General features: G+C 69.1%; 17 protein-coding genes and 1 tRNA gene. 4 read left to right on the forward strand and 14 right to left on the reverse strand.

What is annotated here, in order from left to right:
* Positions 1–335: 335 nt before the first annotated feature.
* Positions 336–4,568 (forward strand): GH92 family glycosyl hydrolase, encoded by a 4,233-nt coding sequence (locus tag BMW88_RS20185; RefSeq protein ID WP_089952836.1) that lies wholly within the window; start codon positions 336–338, stop codon positions 4,566–4,568.
* A 262-nt stretch (positions 4,569–4,830) separates the two neighbouring features.
* On the opposite strand, the gene BMW88_RS20190 is transcribed toward BMW88_RS20185, so the two are convergent.
* Together BMW88_RS20190 and BMW88_RS20195 are read right to left on the reverse strand one after the other, a co-directional pair.
* Positions 4,831–5,739 carry a cation diffusion facilitator family transporter gene (locus BMW88_RS20190; protein ID WP_089953203.1) on the reverse strand — a complete coding sequence of 303 codons (909 nt, stop codon included), beginning with the start codon at positions 5,737–5,739 and terminating at the stop codon, positions 4,831–4,833.
* A gap of 104 nt (positions 5,740–5,843) precedes the next feature.
* Positions 5,844–6,686 carry an alpha/beta fold hydrolase gene (locus tag BMW88_RS20195; protein WP_089952838.1) on the reverse strand — a complete coding sequence of 281 codons (843 nt, stop codon included), beginning with the start codon at positions 6,684–6,686 and terminating at the stop codon, positions 5,844–5,846.
* Between the two features lie 215 nt (positions 6,687–6,901).
* Between BMW88_RS20195 and BMW88_RS20200 the strand changes: the two genes are divergently transcribed.
* The 3 genes from BMW88_RS20200 to BMW88_RS20210 all read left to right on the forward strand — a co-directional run bounded on the left by BMW88_RS20200 (position 6,902) and on the right by BMW88_RS20210 (position 8,894).
* Positions 6,902–6,976, forward strand: a tRNA-Arg gene (locus BMW88_RS20200).
* 310 nt (positions 6,977–7,286) lie between these two features.
* On the forward strand, positions 7,287–8,078 hold the full coding sequence (locus BMW88_RS20205) for a hypothetical protein (RefSeq protein WP_089952840.1): 792 nt from the start codon (positions 7,287–7,289) through the stop codon (positions 8,076–8,078).
* Between the two features lie 624 nt (positions 8,079–8,702).
* Complete coding sequence (locus BMW88_RS20210) at positions 8,703–8,894, forward strand: hypothetical protein (RefSeq protein ID WP_089952842.1); 192 nt, start codon at positions 8,703–8,705, stop codon at positions 8,892–8,894.
* A gap of 81 nt (positions 8,895–8,975) precedes the next feature.
* Here the strand turns inward: BMW88_RS20210 and BMW88_RS20215 are convergent, their stop codons facing one another.
* From BMW88_RS20215 to BMW88_RS20270, 12 genes are all read right to left on the reverse strand, one after another.
* Positions 8,976–9,941: a hypothetical protein gene (locus tag BMW88_RS20215; RefSeq protein WP_245777926.1), complete on the reverse strand. Its 966-nt coding sequence runs from the start codon at positions 9,939–9,941 to the stop codon at positions 8,976–8,978.
* A 373-nt stretch (positions 9,942–10,314) separates the two neighbouring features.
* A complete protein-coding gene (locus BMW88_RS20220) occupies positions 10,315–11,007 on the reverse strand; it encodes a Crp/Fnr family transcriptional regulator (RefSeq protein WP_089952843.1) in 693 nt (230 codons plus the stop codon).
* 13 nt (positions 11,008–11,020) lie between these two features.
* A complete protein-coding gene (locus BMW88_RS20225) occupies positions 11,021–11,560 on the reverse strand; it encodes a hypothetical protein (RefSeq protein ID WP_089952845.1) in 540 nt (179 codons plus the stop codon).
* Positions 11,547–12,644 carry an SPFH domain-containing protein gene (locus BMW88_RS20230; RefSeq protein ID WP_089952848.1) on the reverse strand — a complete coding sequence of 366 codons (1,098 nt, stop codon included), beginning with the start codon at positions 12,642–12,644 and terminating at the stop codon, positions 11,547–11,549. Before BMW88_RS20230 ends, BMW88_RS20225 begins: the two co-directional genes overlap by 14 nt.
* Complete coding sequence (locus BMW88_RS20235) at positions 12,641–14,902, reverse strand: hypothetical protein (protein ID WP_089952850.1); 2,262 nt, start codon at positions 14,900–14,902, stop codon at positions 12,641–12,643. Before BMW88_RS20235 ends, BMW88_RS20230 begins: the two co-directional genes overlap by 4 nt.
* Positions 14,895–15,617, reverse strand: coding sequence for a hypothetical protein (locus tag BMW88_RS20240; protein ID WP_089952852.1), 723 nt, complete (start codon positions 15,615–15,617; stop codon positions 14,895–14,897). Before BMW88_RS20240 ends, BMW88_RS20235 begins: the two co-directional genes overlap by 8 nt.
* Positions 15,618–15,628: 11 nt before the next feature.
* On the reverse strand, positions 15,629–16,333 hold the full coding sequence (locus tag BMW88_RS20245) for a protein DA1 (RefSeq protein WP_089952854.1): 705 nt from the start codon (positions 16,331–16,333) through the stop codon (positions 15,629–15,631).
* Positions 16,330–17,289, reverse strand: coding sequence for a protein kinase family protein (locus BMW88_RS20250; RefSeq protein ID WP_143116165.1), 960 nt, complete (start codon positions 17,287–17,289; stop codon positions 16,330–16,332). The genes BMW88_RS20245 and BMW88_RS20250 overlap by 4 nt, the downstream gene beginning before the upstream one ends.
* Complete coding sequence (locus BMW88_RS20255) at positions 17,286–18,260, reverse strand: protein phosphatase 2C domain-containing protein (protein WP_089952858.1); 975 nt, start codon at positions 18,258–18,260, stop codon at positions 17,286–17,288. Before BMW88_RS20255 ends, BMW88_RS20250 begins: the two co-directional genes overlap by 4 nt.
* A complete protein-coding gene (locus tag BMW88_RS20260; RefSeq protein WP_089952860.1) occupies positions 18,260–18,973 on the reverse strand; it encodes a vWA domain-containing protein in 714 nt (237 codons plus the stop codon). Before BMW88_RS20260 ends, BMW88_RS20255 begins: the two co-directional genes overlap by 1 nt.
* A gap of 15 nt (positions 18,974–18,988) precedes the next feature.
* Complete coding sequence (locus BMW88_RS20265) at positions 18,989–20,455, reverse strand: DUF4407 domain-containing protein (protein WP_089952861.1); 1,467 nt, start codon at positions 20,453–20,455, stop codon at positions 18,989–18,991.
* Positions 20,452–21,846, reverse strand: coding sequence for a hypothetical protein (locus tag BMW88_RS20270; RefSeq protein WP_089952863.1), 1,395 nt, complete (start codon positions 21,844–21,846; stop codon positions 20,452–20,454). Before BMW88_RS20270 ends, BMW88_RS20265 begins: the two co-directional genes overlap by 4 nt.
* Between the last annotated feature and the right edge of the window lie 214 nt (positions 21,847–22,060).

A 22,060-nucleotide genomic window follows, 5' to 3' on the forward strand; every position in this document is an offset into this window, starting at 1 on the left:
TCCAGGTGGAGGTTCCGTAACGCTATGCCACAAAACACCGTTAACAGTTACGACAATTGAGTGAATGAGCAGGTAGGAGGCACTCAACTACTCTCAGAGAGTAACTCCTCACACTGCCATCAGAATGCGGCCGCGCCCTCTCGACACAGCTCTCCCGCCGTCCACTTCGGACGCCTACCCCGCGGCCGAGCGGCAGCCCCCGGACGGCGCAACCGGACCACGCGGGCAACCGCGGAGAGGACAGGTTCCGCGACAACTTTGACCCGGTCTCTTGACAACGATGTCAGGTGCAGAAACGCTCCCTCGCAAATGGGGCAGGCGGCGGAAGGGTTGCAATGAGGCAACTGCGGAAGAGACGACCAACAACTCTGTTGAGCGTTGCGATCACTGCGACACTGGTGTGCGGCATCACCAACGGCTTCGCGGCCGCCGCACCAGAGGAGTCAGGCGTGGGCTTTTCGTCGTCCTTTGAGGACGGTCAACCGCAACCATCGTGGTCCAACGCGGTCGAGACCGACGCGGCGGGCAAGCCGAAGTCGGCGGGTGTGATCGGCTCGGACGGCACCGGCATCCCCGGCAACGTCTCCGACAAGGTGCTCGAGGTGAGGGCCAACGGTGAGAACGCCGACTCGGGCGAGGTGAAGGAGAACCTCGTCGACGGCAGCGTCAACACCAAGTGGCTGGTCTTCGCCACGACCGGCTGGGCGACGTTCCGCTTCGGCGAGGCCCAGACCATCAGGAGGTACGCGCTCTCGTCGGCGAACGACTCGCCCGAGCGCGACCCGAAGAACTGGACCCTGCAGGGGTCGAACAACGGCACCGACTGGACCGTCGTCGACACCCGCACCGGCGAGGCGTTCGCCGAGCGCTTCCAGACCAAGACCTACGACATCGCCTCGCCGGCGGCGTTCACCCACTACAAGCTCGACGTGACGCTGAACAACGGCTCCACGAACATCGTGCAGCTCGCCGAGGTCCAGCTCTCCGACGGCTCCACGACTCCCCCGCCGCCGAACATGCGCAGCGTCACCGGCAACGGCCCCACGGGCGGCTACACGGCCAAGGCGCGGGTCGGCTGGACGGGTGTGAAGGCGTTCCGCACGCAGGGCCGCCACACGACCGAGGGCCGCGCGTACAGCTACAACAAGGTCTTCGACGTCGACGTCAAGGTCGGCGCCAAGACCGAGCTGTCGTACATGATCTTCCCGGACTTCGTGACCGACAACCTGAACTACCCGAGCACGTACTCGTCGGTGGACCTGGCGTTCTCCGACGGCACGTACCTGAGCGACCTCAAGGCGGTGGACCAGCACGGCGCGGTGCTGTCGCCGCAGGGCCAGGGCGCGGGCAAGTTCCTGTACGCCAACCAGTGGAACAAGGTGGCGGCCACGATCGGCGCGGTCGCGGCCGGCAAGACGATCAAGCGGATCCTCGTCGCCTACGACGGCCCCAAGGGCCCGACGGAGTTCGGCGCCTGGTTCGACGACATCCGGATCGGCGACGTCGTCACGAAGCAGTACGCCAAGCCGTCGGACTACGTGCTGACCACGCGCGGCACGAACTCGAACGGCTCGTTCTCGCGGGGCAACAACTTCCCGGCGACCGCGGTGCCGCACGGCTTCAACTTCTGGTCCCCGATGACCAACGCGGGCTCGATCTCCTGGTTGTACGAGTACCAGCAGCGCAACAACGCGCAGAACCTGCCGACGTTGCAGGCGTTCACCGCCTCCCACGAGCCCAGCCCGTGGATGGGTGACCGCCAGACGTTCCAGGTCATGCCCTCGGACAAGGCGCCCACCCAGGACCGCGCGCTGCGGTCGCTGCCGTTCAAGCACGACAACGAGGTCGCGAAGGCGCACTACTACGGCGTGACCTTCGAGAACGGCATGAAGACCGAGATCGCGCCGACCGACCACGCGGCGGTCTTCCGGTTCACGTTCGCCGACAGGGGCGAGAAGAACCTGGTGTTCGACAACGTCAGCAACCTCGGTGGTCTCACCCTGGACGCGGCCAGCGGCGTCGTCACGGGCTACTCGGACGTCAAGAGCGGCCTCTCGACCGGCGCGACCCGCCTGTTCGTCTACGGCAAGGTCGACAAGGCCGTCACGGCGAGCGGCAGGCTGACCGGCGCGGGCCGTGACAACGTGGGCGGCTACTTCTCGTTCGCCGACAAGACCGTCGAGCTGCGGATCGCCACCTCGCTCATCTCGGTGGACCAGGCTCGGGCCAACCTCGAGCAGGAGGTCAGCGGCTCGGACACGTTCGACTCGGTGCGCGACCGCGCGCAGGCGGCGTGGGACGAGGTCCTCGGCATCATCACCGTCGAGGGTGCGTCCGAAGAGCAGCTCATCACGCTCTACTCCAACATGTACCGGCTCTACCTCTACCCGAACTCGGGCTTCGAGAAGGTCGGCGACAAGATCCAGTACGCGTCCCCGGTGGCGCCCGCGGTCGGTGAGAACACGCCGACCAGGACCGGCGCGAAGATCGTCGACGGGAAGATCTACGTCAACAACGGCTTCTGGGACACCTACCGCACGACCTGGCCCGCCTACAGCCTCTTCACCCCGTCCAAGGCGGGTGAGATGGCCGACGGCTTCGTCCAGCAGTACAAGGACGGCGGCTGGATCTCGCGCTGGTCCTCCCCCGGCTACGCGGACCTGATGACCGGCACGAGCTCCGACGTGGCGTTCGCCGACGCCTACCTCAAGGGCGTGTCGAACTTCGACATCAAGGCGGCCTACGACGCCGCGGTGAAGAACGCGTCCGTCGTGCCGCCGAGCAACAACGTCGGCCGCAAGGGCATGGACCGGTCGATCTTCCTCGGCTGGACCGGCAACGACCAGCTCCACGAGGCGTGGTCGTGGGCGATCGAGGGCTACCTCAACGACTTCGGCATCGCGTCGATGGCGAAGGCGCTGCACGAGAAGACGGGCGAGAAGCGGTACGCCGAGGAGCACGAGTACTTCCTCAACCGCGCCCAGAACTACGTGCTGACCTTCGACAAGCGGATCGACTTCTTCCAGGGCCGCAACGTCGACGGCTCGTGGCGCGTCGAGGACCCGGCGAAGTACAACCCGCAGGACTGGCGCTACGACTACACCGAGACCAACGGCTGGAACATGGCCTTCACGGTGCCGCACGACGGGCAGGGTCTCGCGAACCTGTACGGCGGGCGGGACAAGCTGGCGCAGAAGCTCGACCAGTTCTTCACGCTGCCCGAGACGGCCAAGTTCCCCGGCGGCTACGGCGGCGTGATCCACGAGATGATCGAGGCGCGGGACGTGCGGATGGGCCAGTACGGCCACTCCAACCAGCCGTCGCACCACATCGCCTACATGTACAACTACGCGGGCCAGCCCGCGCGGACGGCCGAGAAGGTGCGCGAGATCCTCTCGCGCCTGTACGTGGGCAGCGAGCAGGGCCAGGGCTACGCCGGTGACGAGGACAACGGCGAGATGTCCGCGTGGCACCTGTTCTCGTCGCTGGGCTTCTACCCGCTGCAGATGGGCAAGCCGGCCTACGCGATCGGCTCGCCGCTGTTCACCAAGGCGACCGTGAAGCTGGAGAACGGCAAGAAGCTGGTGGTCAACGCGCCCAAGAACAGCGCGAAGAACATCTACGTGCAGGGTGTGAAGGTCAACGGCAAGACGTGGAACAAGACGTCGCTGCCGCACGACGTGCTCGCGGCCGGCGCCACGATCGACTTCGACATGGGCCCGAAGCCCTCCGCGTGGGGCACCGGCGCGAACGACGTGCCGGACTCGATCACCACCGGCGACGCGGTCCCGGCGCCGTTGCGCGACGTCTCCTCCGGCGTTGCCACCGGTGCGCTGGTGGACAACAACTCCGGCACCTCCGCGGTGGTGAGGTCGTTCGACTTCAAGGCCGCCGACGCCAAGGAGAAGGCGGAGTTCTACACGCTGACCAACGCGAAGACGGGCACGTCCCCGTCGGCGTGGGAGCTCAAGGCCTCCTACGACGGCAAGACGTGGGCGACGGTCGACAAGCGCTCCGGTGAGAACTTCCAGTGGCAGCAGTACACCCGGTCGTTCAAGATCGCCTCACCGGGTCGCTACAACTTCTACCGGCTGGAGTTCTCCGGCGACGTGGCACTGGCCGAGTTCGAGCTGATGGCGAAGCCGCTGCCCGCGCCGGCCACCACGGTGACCGGCACCGTCAACGGTCCGCTGCAGGTCAAGGGCGTGACCTATGTGGACGGTGCCACGGTGAGCGGTCCGGTGACGGTCGCGCGCGGCGCCACGCTGTACGTCTTCGGTGGCGAGATCAAGGGCCCGCTGTCGGCGGCGGACGCGGCCTCGGTGGTGCTCGTGGGCACCCGCGTGGCCGGTCCGGTGACCGTGCACGGCTCTTCGACCGAGGTCGCGCTGGAGAACACGTCGGTCAGTGGCCCTGTGTCGCTGACGTCGAACAAGACCCGGTCGGTCGTGGCGTTCTCCACGGTCGGGGGCCCGCTGTCCTGCACGGGCAACACCCCCGAGCCGTCCGGCAACGGCTTCACCAACGACGTGAAGGGGCCGAAGGCAGGACAGTGCGCTGGGCTGTAACGCCCAACTGATCCTCTCGCGGACAGGAAAAGCCGCGTTCCGTCACGGAACGCGGCTTTTCCCATTCACCTGAAAGGATCTATCCCCTTCGGACATACTCCGATGAGATCTTGACGAATCACGTTGTGGTGACCGGGAGGCTCTAGTGGTGCCGTTCGAACGAGGCCGTGTCCGAGTCGCGGTGCCACACCCGCGGACCCCGGTCGTTCCGTCACGAACGGGAGCGCCGTCGACGAAGGACGGGATCCGCGACCTGCCCGCCTCACCACGAAAGCTCGCGGCACCGCTGCGCTGACGAACCGCCCTCGACCTGCAACGTCGCGTGCTCGATGTGGTACTTGCTCGCCAGCAACGCCTGCGCGGCCTTGAGCACGGCCTCGTGATCGGCGTCCGGCGCGGTCGTGAGGTGAGCGGAAGCCACCTCCATGCCGCTGGTGAGCGTCCACACGTGCAGGTCGTGCGCCTCGGTGACCCCGGGGATCAGCGCGAGGCTCTTCTGCATCTCGGTGACGTCCAGCCGCTCCGGCGCGTGCTGGAAGAGGATGTGCAGCGCGTTCCTGGCGAGGCCGTACGTCCGCGGCAGCACCCACAGGCCGATCAGCACACCCATGATCGGGTCCGCGTACTTCCAGCCGGTGGTGATGGTGACCAGCGCGGAGACGAGCACGCCCACCGACCCGATCAGGTCGGCCAAGACCTCGAGGTACGCGCCCTTGACGTTGATGCTGTCCTTGGCGCCCTCCTTGAGGACGCCGAAGCTGACGAGGTTGGCCACGAGCCCCAGCACCGCGGCCACCAGGACGGGCCACCCTGGCACGCTGGGCGGGTCCTGGAACCGCCCCACCGCCTCGTAGACCACGTACCCGGCCACCCCGAAGAGCAGCACCGCGTTGGCGAGCGCAGCGAGGACCTCGGCCCGGTAGAACCCGAACGTGCGGTTCCGGCCGGCCTTGGCCCGGCGGGCCACCATGATCGCCGCCAGCGCCATGCCGACCCCGAGCACGTCGGTGAGCATGTGGGCGGCGTCCGAGATCAGCGCAAGCGAGGACGTGGCGAACCCGACCGCGAACTCCACCACCATGAAGACCGCGCCGATGCCGAACGCGATCCACAACTTGCCGGTGTGCTGCCCGCCGGCGGACGCCGCTCCGTGTCCATGGCCGTGACCCATGCTCCGGAACATATAGCGACATGCGCATGAGTGCAATCCGGGATATTCCCCACCACGCGTTGTCGTGACGCAGGCCACCCGCGGGACGGGTGGCCTGCGACGACTCACCTGCGTGACGCCTGAGCGACCACGCGCTGCACCGCCTGCACGGCGACCTCGGGCTCGTCCAGGTAGACGTAGTGGCCACTACCGGCCGCGGTGCCGAGCGCGGCGCGGCAGGACAACCCGAGCCAAGCGCGCTGCCCGCGCCCCCACGCCTGCTCCAGAGCGGCCCCGTACTCCGGCACCTCCGCGAGGTACGGCTGACCGTGCTGCACAACCTCGACGGGAATGTTCCCCGCGGACCGCACCGGTCCGTCATCGATGACGAGCCGCTCGGGGTTCTCCCCGCGGAACACGGCCAACGACTGCGCCCGCAGCTCCGCTCCGACTCCGGTGGCGTTCTCGGGAACCGCCCGCTGGAGATCGGCGATCATCGTCGGCGAAGTGGCGTCCATCAACACGACCCCGGCGACCTCCCGCCGGTGGTCCGGCGCGTAACGCGCGGCGATCAACCCGCCCAGCGAGTGACCGGCCAGCACGACCGGCCTGCCACCGGACACCTCCCGGATCACCTTGGTCAACACCGCACCGGCGCTACCGAAGGTCTGCGGCCCGTCCGGCTGGTCGCTGCGCCCCTCCCCGAGCCGGTCGTAGGAACACACCCGGTTCGACCCGCTCAACGCCTCCTGCAACCCCGCCATCCGCTCCAGCCCGTCACCGAGGCCCGCCATCAGCAGCACGACCGGCTTGCCCTTCTGCCGCACCCCGGAGCACGAAACGTGCACCGACCGCCCGCCGACGCTGACCTGCGCGCTGGACGGCTCCTGGCCGGCCATCGCGACCCCGCCGGAAGCGGCGGTGGCGAGCAGGGCGATCACGGCGGACTTCTTGAGGTGGCGGAACATCGGGTCTCCCAGCGGGTCTGCGACTTGTGTTCTCTGACGCCGCCAACGCTATGGACTTCCCTGCTCCGGATCATCACCGCGCAGTGGACACCTGGCGGTAGCTCTTACGGGGGACATGTGCCGCTTTCGACCTCGCTACCAGCGCAAACGCCTTCGTGGGGGGTGCGTGCGCAAATGCTTCGCGCGGATGCGCTAGGATCTTCCACGTAGCTACGGCCCCCGTAGCTCAGGGGATAGAGCACCGCCCTCCGGAGGCGGGTGCGCAGGTTCGAATCCTGCCGGGGGCACCACGCTTGAACAGCACGAGCAGAGCTTTGCTTCGAAAGGGCCGCGACCGCCTCGGTTGCGGCCCTTTCTGCTGCCCCGACCCTGTCTCCGGTCAGGGTGATGCGGCGTTCGCAGTCGTAGTGGATCGCGTTGCCGAACAGCCGCCGGTGGCAGTGCATGCAGGACGTGTGGCTGCACAGGCGGTAGACCCGTCAGATCGCGTCCAGCGGAGAAGGCTCGCAGCCGCCGTTCTCTCGGAGCTGGCAGGATGTGGCGCAGGGAGTCGCGCCTGTCGGACGCGCGTTCCCTTTACCGGCCCGAGGATTGGACGCAATGGGACGCTCGTCGGTGTTCACCTTCCAGTACATCGCGATCGACACGGAGGCTGGTGTCACGCCGGAGGAGTTCGAGACCTTCGTGCGTGCTGAAGGCGTTCACCTGCCCTTGTACCCGGGGTGGCGGTGGACTCTGCTGCGCGGGTTGCGCGGCGAGCGGACCGGGCAGTACCTGATGTTGTACGAGATCGAGAGCGCCGAGCAGCGCGACCGCTACGTCACGGCCCGGGGTGAGCAGACCGAGCTGGCCCGGCAGTTCTGGGCGCAGCACCCCGAGGCGGAGGCCGTGCTGGCGCGATGGCGGCGGCTGGGCACGTTCGGTGAGCTGCCGACGTTGTTCACCGACTACCGGCTGCTGGCCGACAATCCGCGGAGCACGGTCACGCCCGGCCCCCGCTACCGCAACCGCCCCGGGGAGGAGCCCGTCGCCCGGGTCATCGGTATCCACAACCTGGCGTTGCGCGCCGGTGTGACCGAGGAGATGTTCGACCGCTTCATCGCCGAGAACCACCACCGGATCGACGACTACCCGGACTGGCGGTTCCACGTGCTCAAGGGCGAGCGGGGCAACCGCCTCGACCAGTACGTGATGATGATGGAGATCGCGAGCCTGGACGCGCTGGACGTCTTCTACCCCGAGCCCGACATCGCGACCGGCGAGGCCGCGGAGTTCGCGGCCGCCCACCGCGACACCAAGCAGATGTACGAGGAGTGGAAGCAGCTGGCCTCGTTCTCGGGCTCGCCGCAGATCTACACGGACTACCTCGCCGTCGCGGAGAACCCGGCGTAGCCCCGCACGACCGGGGCGGGCCCGGGATCAGGTGGTGGGTGCGGAGCCGGTCGCGCATGGCGGTGGTGATCTCGGCGCGGGGTTTCGTCGATGATCTCGTGGCGGGCGTGCCGGCAGGTGACGACGGTGCAGCCGGTCCGAGCCCGCCGTGACTCACGGCCAGGAGCGGCGCGCAACAGCGAGGATTGCGTTGACGACCTCGTCCAACGGCCTGGTGCCATCGACGATCGTCGCGCCGATCCCCGGTAGGCGGACTCGACGCCCTCGTTGTGCGCAAGTGCCGCCGCCAGTTCCTCTGGGTGCTTGCCGAACGCGTTCGTCGTGCGGGTCAGGAGGCCCTGGTCGTCCTGCCGCCGCGAGGACGGGGGCGATGGCGTGCTCGTGCTCGCCCCACCGACGTGCGGAAGACCCTGTTCGCCGATCACCTGCCGGACGCGCTCGTCGAGGCGTTGGCCCGGCACAACCGCGTCCACCCGCCACAGGAGCGAATACGGCTGCGGCTCGCCCTGCACGCAGGTGAGATCAACTACGACCAGCACGGCGTGACGAGGTCCCTCGCTCACCCACGCGTTCCGGCTGCTCGACGCCGACGTCTTCCGCGACGCCCTCAAGTGCTCGACGGCCGTGCTCGCGGTCATCAGCTCGGACTGGTTCTTCGACGAGGTCATCCGGCACAGCGAACTGAGCCGCGCCAGGACCTACCGGCAGGCGGGCGTGGCGAACAAGGAGACCACGACCCTGGGGTGGGTGCGCCTGCTCAGGCCACCCGCCGGACGCCACCCGCGGCTGCGGCCGCCGAGGAGCAGCCAGAACTGACGACGACCGCTTCCACAGCACGACAAGAGCGCCTGGTCATGGATGACCAGGCGCTCTTCGTCCGCCGGTGACAGGTCCGGCTCACGGCTCGTCGTCGTACTGCCACTGCAAGCCGTAGCTCAGGCCCTGTTGCAGGTCGTGGAACTCCAGGGAGACGTCTCCCAGCCGGTCCACGGTCAACTGGTCGTCGCCGGGTACGAAGTCCTCGTAGGCTTTCGACGGCAATCCGCTGATCCGCCACACCTTTGCTGGAGCGTTGTGCGTGCCGTACCGCACGCGCACCGAAAACTCCTCACATCGGCGCAACGGCGTGAAGACGTAGTAGGGCCGCATCCACTGCCTCGGGTACGAGATGAACTGGATGCTGTAGTTGTGCGTTTGTCCCAGCGTGAGCGGGGAAGGCAGCCGCACGACGAACCTCGAGTGGGACGAGGAAACGCGTTCCTCCGCCACGATTTCGCCGCCGTAGACCATCTCGGCCCGGATCGCGTACTCGTCCCCGGCCCTGGGATCCCTCGGCGCGCTCATGGAGAGGATCAGCTCGTCGAGATCGTCCACCGCGGCGACGATGCGCCTTTCCTCGGTGAGCGTGGGCAGCTCCAAGTCCATCCGCAGGAACCCCCTGAGCGACTCCACGTACCAGCCGTCCGGCGAGTAGGAACCGGACTTCCGGTCTCTCATGCCCGCGTCGTAGAGCAGTTCCGCGAGCATCTTGAACGCGTTGTCCACGCGCCGCCGCGCGGTGCGCGGATCGCGGTCGTAGGTGTTGGCCAGCCAGGCGATGCGCTGGTCGAGGAACTCGCCGGCCGCGTCCTGGTGCAACCCGAGCGCGACCGTCGCGGCCAGGTGCAGGTCGCTCGGCAGCTTCGCGCTCAGCTTCGTCAACTGGAGGATGATCTTCCGCCTGATCAGGGCGGGGTGGTCGAGGTCGGTCACACCGCACGCTGTGCACAGCGCCAGACCAACGCGCTCGTGCAGGTCGTCCGCCCTCAGTCCGCGTCCACGGCGAATTTCCTTGAGCTCGTTGACCATCTGCTGGCCGTCCACCAACCACCACCGCCTCTCTCACCGCGGGAACCGCGGTTTCTCCTCACAGTGCCGACAACCTTGGCGTGTCAGAAGAACAACGCCAACAGCGACATCACGATCTCGACAACGACATGGCTTTCCATTTCGCACAACCTCTCCGCGAAGAACCGCAGCGTCGATCCGCCGGAGAACTCCGCCCGTCTCCAGAACAGGTGACCTACAGCGCGGCACCGATGAAGAGGCCGAGCAGGACGCCGACGACGAACGCCGAAGCGCTCATCTTGAACAAGGTCCTCACCGACATCCAAAGAGTCATCGCTTCCCCCCTCAGTGCTCGCACCACGAGAATGCCCCGGCCTGCCGGCCGGGGCATCGACGCGTGGCGTGCTCGCTACCTGCCATCTGGCGGGTAGCCGGCGAGGGCGCGCAGCACGTCGGGACGACCGATCACCACTCTCGCCCTGGTGCTGGTGACGATGCCGCGGTCGCGCAGCACGGCGAACGCCCTGGCGACGGACCGCGCGGACGCGTCCACCTGACCGGCCACGTCCTGCTGGCTGAGCCTGATGCGCAACGCGATCCCGTTCGCGACGGGCACTCCGTGCAGCTCCACCAGCCGCAGCAGGCAGGCGGCGACTCGCCGGGTCACGTCGAGCGGGGCGAAGAGCATCCTCGTCTCGCCCAGCTCGACGAGTCGCGCGGACAACTGCTTGATCATCGCCATCGAGATCGCCGGCTGGTCGCGCAACAGGTCGACGAACCGTTCCCGGCGCAGTTGCACGACGCGCACGGGTTCCAGCGCGCGAACACTCGCCGTGCGGTCCGTGCCGTGCACCGCGGCCAGATCACCGACGACCTCGCCGGGACCGCGGAACGCGAGCAGCAGGTCACGCCCGCCTTCGGTGGAGGCCGACACGCGCACCCACCCGCTCAGCAGCACGAAGACGTGGTCGGTCGGATCACCCTGGCGCAGAAGCACTTCGTTCGACGGGAACTCGCGGCGCGCACCGGCCTCCACCACGATTCTGTGGTCGACCTCGGACAAGTGGTCGAAGATCGACCCCGGCACCCATGACCGGCTCATCAGGCCCCCTGACCTACTGCTGGTCGAGCCACGAACCCGCGTCGCTCGTCCATTGGGACACAGGTGTCACGCATCCATCAAGTCCCGGCGCGCAGGTGTTCGTGTTCCACAGCAAGAAGAGCACGAACACGACCGCGATCACGAAGAGCCTCGGCTTCCGCTGGAGCCAGCCGAGCACCTGCACCAGGACGGCGGCCGAGGACTTCACCGCCGTGTTCGCGGCGTACACGGCGTCGCCGTAGAGGTAGATGACCGATGGCAGGGACAGCCGAAGCCTCGTCAACGTCCAGGTGACCGCGAGCTCCGGCAGCAACACGAGCACCATCGCGAAGTCCGCCAGCAGGTCGACCACGGGGCGCACCACGCCTTGCAGCAGCGGAAAACCCCTGCGCACCAGCAAACTCGTCGCGACGTAGAGCAGCGACGCGATCAGGAGGAACTCGCCGGTCCGTGCGAGCCAGGCGTCCACCCCCGCGTCCAGCAACGCCCTGTCGAGCAGTTCGACGAGCCAGCCGAGGAGGGGCAGCTCGACCAGCGGGCTAGTCGTCGTCATCGTCATCTCCGTAGTACGGAGGCGGGTCGAGGAGGATCTCCGCGGTGATCGGTGCCGACGCGGTGCTGTCCGGAACCGCAGCCGGGCGGGGCGGGGGCGGAGGGGCGGCGATCGGAATGCCGCCGGAGGGCAGGCCGACCGACGCCCTCGACAGCTGGCTCGCGATGACGGTGGACGCCTGGCTCATGATGCCCTGCACGTCGCTGTGGTTGACCAACCGGTTCTCCAGCAGGGAGCTGAGCAGCTCCTTCGCCGTCTCGAAGTCCATCTGGTCGCGCTGCATGAGCAAGGCGAGCACGTTGTTGACCTCTCCCGGGCTGCTGGCGAGCTGCAGCGCGATGAGCACCTCCTGCCCACCTTCGAGCGCTTGACCGTAGAAGTCCATCCGCCGTTTGGTCAGGCGCAGCTGGTGTTCGGCCTCAGCCCTTTCACGCGCGTGCCGGTTCGTTTCCTGTGCCTCTTCGAGCGCGGCGTTGCGGTGGATGGTCGTGTTCTGGCGCTCCCACTCCTTGGCGTTCCACTCGTGCTGTTTGCGCTTGCGCAGCTCTTCGAGCGCGGGCCCGTCCAGCGACAGCGACACCGAGCAGTGGACCAGGAGCACCCCCTGGGGCAGCGGCAGCGGGCCCTGGTCGGAGAAGTAGCGGATCATCGCCCGCTCGGCCGCGGGACGTTCCTCGATCGCGTACGAGGTGCTGATCTCGCGCAACGTCTGCTTCAGGTACGGCGCGAGCACCTGCCCGGCGTCGGACAGGCTCGTGCGCACCGCCTCGCAGGGGTCACCGACCCGCCACCGCGCCGAGACCTCGGCGTGGAACGGGAAGGCGTCCTCCTGGGCGGGCAGGTCCAGGGCGAGGGTGAACGGGTGGACCGCGGTGTCGACCAGGTACACCGTGCGCGGCTTGTTGATCGCGATCTCACCCGCGGTCAGCGGCCGGTCGGACTGGTAGAGCCCGCCTTTGCGGTCCAGGTACACGGTGGCGCGCTCGCCTCCGGGCATCGGGCGGTCCCGGAACAGGTCGGACCTGCTCGGCTCCAGCTTGGTGATGAGCGAGGCGGCGGCGGGGCGCTGGTGTGGCTGGTTCACGGTTGGTAGTCCTCACGGTCGAGTACGGCGACCAGCTCGGCGACGGCGTCGACGGGACCGCGACGGCCCTCCGCCCAGCGGGTCAGGTTGTGTCGCAGGGTTCTCCGCCTGCTGGGGTTCCTGCTGGCGTCGGCGAGCAACGCCCCCAACGGCTCGCGTTGCGCCGCATCGCGTTGCGCGATGAGCACCCAGCGCCGGATGACCTCGTAGGTCTCCGGCATGAAGAACGGGGCCTCCATCGCACGGGCGAGCAGCGTCACGACGGCGTCGCGGTGCTCGCCCTCGGCGACCCACAACAAGCCGGGCCACGGTTCCGCGCTGCCCTCGACGCCGGCTTCGAGGAACGAGCACAGCTGCAGCACGCAGGTGAGCCCGACCGCGCGCACACCGATCGGCCGGGCCCGCGTCCAGCGCTCCAACGCCTCCAGCACCAGCCCGAGCCGATCCGGGTCGAGGGCCAGGTTCGTGATCGAGTCGGAGATCGCGATGACCATCGCGTCCTCGTCGGTGTCGGCCGCCTTGCGCAGCAGCTTGAGCACCCGCGCCGGTTCCACGATCGGCAACGTGCCCAGGATGGCGACCGCGGCGATCCGGCGACCGGTGGCCGTCTTGCCGCGCAGCCACGACGTGACCATCCGGTTGATCAACGGCTGGAGCTCCGGCTGCATCGTCGGCAACCGCAGCGCGCCGATCACCGCCTGGCGCTCCCAGTCGTGCCGCACGTCTGCCCACGGTTCGAGCACGTGCCGGCGCACGTGGTCGAACTCCGCGAGGCTCAGCAGGCCGGCGGCGACCCCCGCACGGGCCCGCACCTGCCGATCCGGTGAGCTGCCGAGGTCGCGCAGCCAGGTGCGCACCACCTGGTGCGCCTCGGGGTACTCGCACCAGACGTGCTCCAGCACCCGGCGGGGCCTGCGCCGGTCCCGGTACCGCACGACCTGCACCGTCAGGCTGCCGAAATCGCTGTCCTCCACCGATGTGGTGAGCTCGGCGTGCACCCGCTCGACGAGGCTGAGCCTGCGCACCGCGAAGACCTCGCGCACGCGCGCTCGGCGATCGGGGATCTCGGCTGCCTGGATGGCTTTCGCCAGCTCGGTCGCGGCCTCGGACACGACCTGCACCGGCATGCCGTCGAACACCGCCAACGCGATCGCGAAGGCCCGCTGCTCGTTGTCTCCGAGGCCGTCGAACCACTCGCGGAACCCCGAGTCGGCTGTGCGCGTGTAGCTCTGCCGCAGGTCCTCGATGTCCCGCTGTCCCAGGACGATCTGCGACAGGCCCCGGCCGAACTCGGCGAGGTCCTGTGCGCGCGGGGTGGTGGCGACGACCTCGTCCACCAGCTCACCGAACTCGGGGTGGTCGTCGAGCTGCTGATCCGTCCTCCCGGCGAGCTTCAGCTGCACCTGGAAGTGGCTCGCCACCACCGCCTTGCCGTCCGCGAGCTGTGCGGTGTCCACGAGGTAGTGGGCGAGCTCGCTCTCCCGCATCGCGGTACCGGCGTCGACCAGGACGATCATCCGGGCGCGCGCGCTCTCGAGCTGCCGCTGCCACAGGCCGAGGCTGTACTCGGTCAGCGACGCCGCCTGGTCCAGCTCCAGCGACTCCAGCAGGTAACCGCGGTCGTCGCGCAACGCCAAGGCGTCCGACGGCGACCGCAGGCTCGTGTCCGGGTTGAGCTTGTCGATCCCCTCGGCGCACTCGCTGCTCAAGAGGTTCAGCGCGGTCGCCGTCCGGCCCGAGCCGGCAGGTCCGCGCAGCAGCACGATCCACTGCTCGCGCAACCGCTCCCGCAGCGCCACGTAGCTGGCCGGAGCCACGAAGGTCGCGGTCACCGACCGGATCACCTCCGCGGAGATCGGCCCGCTCGGCACGGCGCGGTAGGACCCGGCGCCGGACTGGCCGATCACGCCCGCGTCGACGAGGCCGATCGAGCTGTTCATGAAGATGGTGCCGATCGACCGTTCGCCGAGCATGGCCGCCACGGCGTTCTCCACCGCGCGGGCGTCCTGGCCGAGCTTGCGGGCGTTCCGCGGGTCGGAGGCGTTCCTCTTCGCGTCCGGTGGCTCCTCCTCGCCACGGGCCTTGTTCGGCTGCTCCTCCTTGGTCTTCTCGGGCTCCTGCTGGGGTTTGGCGTCCCCGCCAGCGCCGGGTGAGCCGGACGGAGGCGGCTGCTGCGCCGGTTCGGGCGCGGCCGGCGGCGCGGCGGCCGGTGCCGGGTCCACCGGGTCCGCGAGCTTGGCCTGGCCCGCGTCACTCATGGCGTTTGCCGCCGAACCGGCTGCGCGCGTCGACCCGGTCGATCGAGCTGCCGCTGATGAGGGTGCCCACGGTGGCCTGGCTGAGGTCCAGGTTCCCGCCGGAGACGCCCGGTGGCGACGACGGCGGCGGTCCGGGCTCCGCGGGTGGCTGCGGCACCGGCGGGCTGCTGTAGCCGGGCACCCGTGCCCACGCGAAGCCGCTCCTGATCTCGCGGAAGCTGTCCCGCGGCAGCCCGCGGTAGCGGTGCTTCACCACGGTCTCGTAGACGTGGTCGGAGACGATCACGACCGCTTGCCCCCGCTGCGCCGCCTCCAGCGTCAGCTTCGCCTCGGGAGCATCGCAGATGCGGAACGTCCGGGTCAGCTCCTCACCGCTCCAGCCGCGGAAGTCGCGGTGCACCAGTCCGGAGTGGACCGCGATGCGCAGCCGCAACCAGTCCGTGGGAACGACCGTCGCGTTGTACCGGGTCAGCTCGTCGACCAACGTGTCCGTCAGCGATACCAGAACGTCCAGCACGCTCGCGTCCGCGACGACGAGGAACCCGTCGCCCCTGTCCTCGACGGCGGCCTTGCCACCCATCAGCTCGGCGGCGCTCATCGCCTTGTTCAGCATGGAGTAGAGCTGACGGCGCAGCAGCGCCAGCTCCTCGTTCCCCCGGTCGCTCGACTTCTCCACGTCCACCACCAAGAACGTCCTGGTGACCGGTTCGCTCATGTCATCTCCTCTCACGGCAGGTCTCCTCGGGTGCACACGTGGTCGAGCACAGCGGCGATCCCGTGGCGCACAACGGCTTCGCGCACGAGGCGATATCCACCGCCGTACACCGGATCAGGGTTTTCCAGCGCGGACCGGCGGAGCTCGTCGGCGAACGGCGTGCCCTGGCGCTTGAGCCAAGCACCGGCGAACAACTCGCACACGCCCTCTTCCAGGGTGTGGTCGAGGCCGACCGCGCCGCGCTGTGCGAGCCAGGCGTGGCCGATCTCGTGCACGACCGTCGCGCAGAACTGGGTTTCGGTGAGGCCGCCGGCGACCTCGATGCCGAGGACGTCCGTCACCGAGGTCTCCACCCAGACGCGTTGCAGGGTCCGGCCGAGGCACAAGGTCCGGCTGCCGAGGTTGATGGCGTCGGGGTCGACCAGGGTGACCCGGACCCGTTGTGCCAGAGCGATGCCGAGCGCCGCCATGTCGGCGCGCACTCGCGGGATGTGCCTTCTGGCGTGTTCCTGGGTCTCCACCGCGGCGCGCACGCAGGTGGGGCAGCGAACGGTCGTCGCGGTGAAACGGGCCCAGCTCCGCTCTCCGGAGTGCCGCGGCCGCACGCACAACGCGCACCTGTCCGCGACCTGGTGCGTGACGCAGGTCGCCTCTCCGTGCAACGAGATCTCGTAGGTGTTCGCCGGCGGCCGTCCGCAGACCGTGCAGGAGATCATGTGGCCTGCACCCACCTCTTGGTCCTCGGGTCGCGCTTCCAGCCCGGGGTGGACGTGGCCGCGGGCGGGGGAGGCGGCGGAGTGCTCTGCCGCCGGGGTGCGATCAGCAGGCCGTCGAGGTAGCGGCCCCAGTCCTGGGCGGTCGGCCGGTCGGCCGGACGCCGGCTCAACGAGGCCCGCAACAGCTTGCGGCCTTCCGGCGCGAGCACCGCGTCGGCCCTGGCCGGGTCACGGGACACCGAGGCCATCGGGCCGGGGCCGAGGCACCGCAGCACGAACAGCCCGAACTTGTAGAGGTCGGTCGCCTGGCTCAGCGTGTCCTCCGGAGGCTCCCAGTCTGGGGCGTTGAGCTGCCGGACGACCGCGGCCGCTCCCTTGATCCGGATGGCGTCGCAGTCGACGATCACCACGCATGGCCGGGCGTCGAGCCGGAACACCGCGTTCTTCGCGTTGATGTCACCGATGACCAGCTCGTTGCGGTGCAACAGGTGCAGCGCGGCGGCGAAGTCCCGGCACACGGTCAGCCGCTCGGCGTCCGTCGGTGCCGGCATGCCGAGCCGGGCGGCGCGGCCGGGATCGATGAACAGGTGCTGCACCTCGCGCAGCGTCCGCTTGGGCTGCCCGCTGGGCAGCACCCGGTTCTCGAAGAACCCGCTGGGGATGAGCGGCATCAGCACACCGCTCACCGCCCCGCCCTGCTCCACGATCCGCACCGGCCACGCGGCGAGCCGATCGAGCCGCGACCGCGTCATGACGTCCATCCGCAGCCGTCGCGCCACGACGGCGCTCAACCCGTGCGGCGGCTCGTGGCCGGGCTTGTACTGCTTGTACACCAACGGTCCTGCCACGTCGTCGAGCGTGATGGCCGGCGCCAGGAAGACCTTGGCCTGACCACCAGCGCCGATCTGCCCGCCGAGCGGGCCGACCTCGTGCAGTCCGATGGTGTGGGACCTCACCGACCGTTCACCGGCCACACCGCCACCACCGTGCGATCGTCGTCGAAGCTCTTGCGCGCGAAGCCGATCTGCCCCGCGAACTCCAGCCCGGACGCGGGCGGGCGTTCCCAGACGTCGGCGAGGAACCGGCCGACCGGACCCGTGCCCTGCCCGAGCGGGTCGCCGATGCCGTCGGTCATCAGCACCAGCGCCTCACCGGCGCGCACGGTCGTCCGCACCGGCACCGGTTCGGTGGCGGGTGGCAGCGGAAGGGCGTGCACGGTCGGCGAGAACACCTCGGCCCCGTCGTTCTTGACCGCCTCCTGCGGTTCCCACCGGCCGCCCTCGCGCAGCACCCACGCCGAGGTGTCGCCCACCGTCACCACGTGCACGGCGTGCGTGCCGTCCACGGCGTGCAAGTCGATGACGGCGTACAGCACGGTGGTCGCGAGGCGCTGCGCCACCTCGCGGACGTCGCACTTCTCCGCGTCCAGGTCGTCTCTGCCGCGCAGCAGCTTCCGGCCGTTGCGCTCGATCATGACGGCGACTCCCCTGATGAACTGCCCCCAGGGCAGGTCAGCCGGTTCGGTGCGGTCCAGGAGGCCGGCGAGCCACCTCGCGCCGCCCTTCGCGGCGATCATGGCCGCCTTGTGGGACAGCTCGCCCGAGGAGACCCCGTCCGCGACGCAGACCACCAGGTACCGCCCGTTCGCGGTCCGGCGGAACCCGTACTCGTCCTGCCGCACCTTCCCGTAGGCCCGGTGCGCCAAGCCGCGCACGCTGGCGGCCCGCACCTCGACGATCCGCGCCCGCCCTTCGCGCAACGCGAACGCGTCCAGCACGGTGTCCTTGCGGTCCCACGCGGACTCGTCGGGCAGGGGCACCACGCCCGCGGCGGCGCGGCCGGGGTCGCCCACCACGAACGGCTCGACGTACCCCTGCCACTTCCCCTCCGGCACCGGTCGCACCGGGCCCTCTTCCGGCGCCGCCATCAGACGAAGTCGTCGGACGAGTGGGCGCTGATCCCCGCGGGCAGGTCCTGCTTGGCCGGGAGGATCATGCCCGAGCTGCCCTGCGCCATGCTCTGCCCCGAGGCCAGCATGCTGGAGATGAGGATCTCCGCGATGGCCGCGATCGCGTCCGCCGGGTTCTGCCCCTTCTCCATCAGGTACATCTGCATCTGCTTCGGCCCGGAGGCCGGGTGGATCAGCGTCGCGAGCGTCCTCGGGTTCGCCGAGTCGACGCCGCAGGGCACGAAGTTCGGGTAGGTGGGGAAACCCGCCGTCAGGTCCTGGAACGCCGTGCGCCACTCGTGCTCGGGGTCGGTCGGCTCGCCGTCGCTGATGAAGAACACCGCCGGCCGGTGCACGAGGTACCCGTCGGCCTTCAGCTGCTTGACGTTGACCTCGATCTCCGACCGCAGCAGGCGGAACGCCGCCGCGTACGACGTGGCACCGCGAATCGTGAGCGACGGCAACGAGCTGTGCTGGTCGAGCACGTCGCACAACGGCAGGCGCACCTGCGCGTCGGAGCCGAAGTCGATCACGCAGAACCGCACCTTGTCCGCGAGGATCGGCGCCTCGGCGAGGGCGTCGACGACCTGCGGCATGATCCTGTTCGCTTGGTCGAGCTTGTCCCCCGACATCGACGCCGAGACGTCGATGAGGACGTAGAACGGGAGGATCTTGGCTTTCTCGCTCTCCATGGGGAGCTTCTCCTGTCAGGGGTTGGGGGTGGGGGTCGAACCGTTGACACGCCGGACGATCGGCATGGTGGCGTTGGGGTCGGCACCGGCGGGGACGTGGAAGGTCGCGCCGTTGGGGTGCGCCGCGTGCCTCGGCCGGCCGATGCCGTGCCCGGTGCTCACCGGCCCCTGGTGACCGACGTTCGCCTTGTACCAGTCGTCGAGCTCCTCGTCCGCCCGCAGCTTGGCGAGGTCGCTCCACACCTTGATCGCGTTCATCGCGATCTTGAGCTGTTCGTCGGCGACCGCCCGCGACGTCTGCGCGCGCATCGCCGCCTGGCCGGCCAGCCGTTGCTGCTCCTCGTCGAACCGGTACTTCGCCTGCAGCAGCGCGATGTCGCGGTCCCTATCGGCCCACGCCTCGTCGTCGACGTCGGCGCCCTCGTCGGCGCGGCGAGCGAGGCTGTCGTAGAGCGACTCCTTGCCGAACAGGCTGAGCAGCTTGACGATCACCGGGAGCAGCTCGATGCTCAGGAACAGCAGGAACAACATGAAGTCGGCCTTGCCGCCGCTGTCGCGGTTCGCGGTGATGCGGTCGAGCGCCTCGAGCCGGGCGAGCAGCCCCGTGTCCCCCGCGGCGGCCTTGAAGCCCTGGTCGGTCAGGTTCTCGGCCTGCTCGCGCAGCACCGCCAGCTCGCCCTGCACGCCCGGCAACCGCCGGCTGGCGGCGTCGGTGGCGGTCGACGCTCCGTCGGCGATGCGCTTGTTGACGCGGGCGGTCGTCTCGTCGAGGTCCTTGACGGCCTTGTCCAGCTTGGCCTTCGCCTCGTCCGCGACGGCCTTCTTCTGCCGGTAGGCCTCGCCGTCGCCTTCCTTGCGGGTACCGCAGCTGCCGTCGTACTCGCACTGGGCCAGCCGGGCCGCCTCCGTGTAGGTCTTCTCGGCGTTGTCCCGCACGACCTGCGCGGCCTTGACGTCCGGGTCCTCGGCGGCGGTGGTGACGGCACGGCCGGAGAGGACCTCGAGCAGCCCGCGCTCCTCGTCCTCCAGCTCCTTGATCTTCTTCAGCGCCTCCTCGGTCCTGGCCTGGTTGCGCTGGACCGACTCGACCTGCATCACGACGAGCTCGTTGCGGATCTCCGGTTCGAAGATCTTCAGCACCAGGGGCACCGAGATCACCGTGCCGATGACGACCGCGAGCGCGACGCGCGGCAGTGCGACGAAGAAGTTGAGCCACTTGCTGTTGTTGCGCGTCATCGTCACGACGAGCATGCGGTCGAGGTTGAAGACGACGAGGCCCCAGCCGATCGCGACGGCGACCGCGACCGCGATCGGCAGCTCGAGCTGGGAGGTCATCGCGAAGTACGCCGACAGCGCGCCGACGGCGGCGGTGCTCAGCAGCACACCGCCCATGGCGGCGTGCTTGCCGAGATCGCCCGGCGCCTTCTGGAGGATGTCCGCTCGTGCACCTGACAGCCGCGCGAGCCAGCGCATCACGCTCATCGTCCTGACTCCTCATCGAACTCGTACGTGGGGACGTCGGCGAAGAAGCCGCCGAAGTCGATCGGGAACCGCGCCGCGCCGACTCCCGGCAGCGACGGCCACTCGAACGCCTTCCGGTCCGCCGACGGCACCAGGTCGGCGCGCGGCGGGGGGATCCCGAGGACCGGCATGCTCACGAGGTCGAGGCCCTGTGGGGCGGGAACGTCGACCAGCAACGGCGGCAGCTCCGGCATCGGCACCGGCAGCGGGTGGTGCACCGGCGGTTCGACCACGTCCACTGGTCCCGCCGAACGGTGGTCGACGCCGAGTGCGTTGACCGCCGACACCTCGATGACCGCGGTCTCCCGAGGTGCGATGGAGGTCGAGCCGCGGTCGTGGGCACCGTTGGCCTTGACGACCTCCACACAACCGGGTCCCGCGGAGATCCTGACCTCCGTGGCCTCGAACGCCTCCCAGTCGACGACCACCGGCTGTCCTTTGAGGACGATCGGTCGATCGACGGCGACCGCTCCCACCTTCGGTGGAGCGATCGGCTCGCCGAGCGCGCGGCGCAGGTAGACCTCCCACTCCGCGGCGAGCGGGCGGCGCTCGGGGACCGCGCCCAGCGCACGGCGCAGCATCGCGACGCCCTGCGAGTCCAGTGCTCCGCCGATCGCGTCGGGGTTGGTGCGCACGGACGCCAGAGGTCCGGGGGTGAGGCAGCGCAGGATGAACAACCCGAGCTTGTACAGGTCGGAGGCCCGGCTCAGCAGCCCACCGTCCGGTGACACCCAGTCCGGGGCGTCGAGCTGCGTCACCGTGGCCTTCACGCCCTTGGGCCGCACGCCGTCGCAGTCCAGGAACATCACCATCGGGGTGTCGTCGAGCCGGAAGACCTCGTTCATCGCGTTGATGTCCCCGAACACGACGCCGAGGGTGTCGTGGAGGAAGGCCAGCACGCCCGCGAAGTCGCGGCAGATCCGCAGGCGTTGCTCGCCGTCGGGCGTCGGCCTGCCCAGGCCGGCGGCGCGATCGGGCGGGATGAAGAGGTTCTGCACCTCGCGCAGCACGAGCTTCGTCCCGCCGGTGCCGAGCAGCGTCACCCGGTCGAAGTACGCGTCCGGGATCTTGGGCATCACCACGCCCAGTGCGTGACCGCTCTCCTCGACCACCCGGACCGGCCACACGGTGACAGCGTCGAGCCGGCGCCGTGCGGGCAGGTCGAGGTCGTTGCGGGTGGCCACGACCCGGCGCAGGCTCCCGAACTCGCTGTGCGGCTGGTGGTACTTCTTGTAGACCAGCTCACCCGTCACGTCCGGCAGCTCCAGCCCCGGCAGCTCGATCACCGTCGCCTGACCGCCCTTGCCCAGCTGGCGGCCGTGTTTGCCGAGGTCACCAGGCGCAATGGACATGGTGGTGCCAGACGAGGATTTCTCCACGTTTGCCTCTCCTTGTATGCGGATGACGACATTCGGCGGTCGGCAATAAACATGGGGAAGGTAAACTGGCGACACCACGAACGCAGGCAGGCATCGCAGTTTGACCATCATCTGTCAACCGCCGGTCGTCCTCCTCAGCCGTCGCGCCCCCGAACTGCCCAGTCCAGAGGCACTATGCGTGGTCAAT

The sequence above is a fragment of the Lentzea xinjiangensis genome, assembly GCF_900110955.1.
GTDB classification, from domain to species: Bacteria; Actinomycetota; Actinomycetes; order Mycobacteriales; family Pseudonocardiaceae; genus Lentzea; species Lentzea xinjiangensis.

Excerpts from the sequence above, each read along its gene's own strand:
- BMW88_RS20185 (WP_089952836.1), top strand. The coding sequence starts at position 336 with ATGAGGCAACTGCGGAAGAGACGACCAACAACTCTGTTGAGCGTTGCG.
- BMW88_RS20190 (WP_089953203.1), bottom strand. The coding sequence starts at position 5,739 with ATGGGTCACGGCCATGGACACGGAGCGGCGTCCGCCGGCGGGCAGCAC.
- BMW88_RS20195 (WP_089952838.1), bottom strand. The coding sequence starts at position 6,686 with ATGTTCCGCCACCTCAAGAAGTCCGCCGTGATCGCCCTGCTCGCCACC.
- BMW88_RS20205 (WP_089952840.1), top strand. The coding sequence starts at position 7,287 with ATGGGACGCTCGTCGGTGTTCACCTTCCAGTACATCGCGATCGACACG.
- BMW88_RS20220 (WP_089952843.1), bottom strand. The coding sequence starts at position 11,007 with ATGAGCCGGTCATGGGTGCCGGGGTCGATCTTCGACCACTTGTCCGAG.
- BMW88_RS20225 (WP_089952845.1), bottom strand. The coding sequence starts at position 11,560 with ATGACGACGACTAGCCCGCTGGTCGAGCTGCCCCTCCTCGGCTGGCTC.
- BMW88_RS20235 (WP_089952850.1), bottom strand. The coding sequence starts at position 14,902 with ATGAGTGACGCGGGCCAGGCCAAGCTCGCGGACCCGGTGGACCCGGCA.
- BMW88_RS20240 (WP_089952852.1), bottom strand. The coding sequence starts at position 15,617 with ATGAGCGAACCGGTCACCAGGACGTTCTTGGTGGTGGACGTGGAGAAG.
- BMW88_RS20245 (WP_089952854.1), bottom strand. The coding sequence starts at position 16,333 with ATGATCTCCTGCACGGTCTGCGGACGGCCGCCGGCGAACACCTACGAG.
- BMW88_RS20255 (WP_089952858.1), bottom strand. The coding sequence starts at position 18,260 with ATGGCGGCGCCGGAAGAGGGCCCGGTGCGACCGGTGCCGGAGGGGAAG.
- BMW88_RS20260 (WP_089952860.1), bottom strand. The coding sequence starts at position 18,973 with ATGGAGAGCGAGAAAGCCAAGATCCTCCCGTTCTACGTCCTCATCGAC.
- BMW88_RS20265 (WP_089952861.1), bottom strand. The coding sequence starts at position 20,455 with ATGAGCGTGATGCGCTGGCTCGCGCGGCTGTCAGGTGCACGAGCGGAC.
- BMW88_RS20270 (WP_089952863.1), bottom strand. The coding sequence starts at position 21,846 with ATGTCCATTGCGCCTGGTGACCTCGGCAAACACGGCCGCCAGCTGGGC.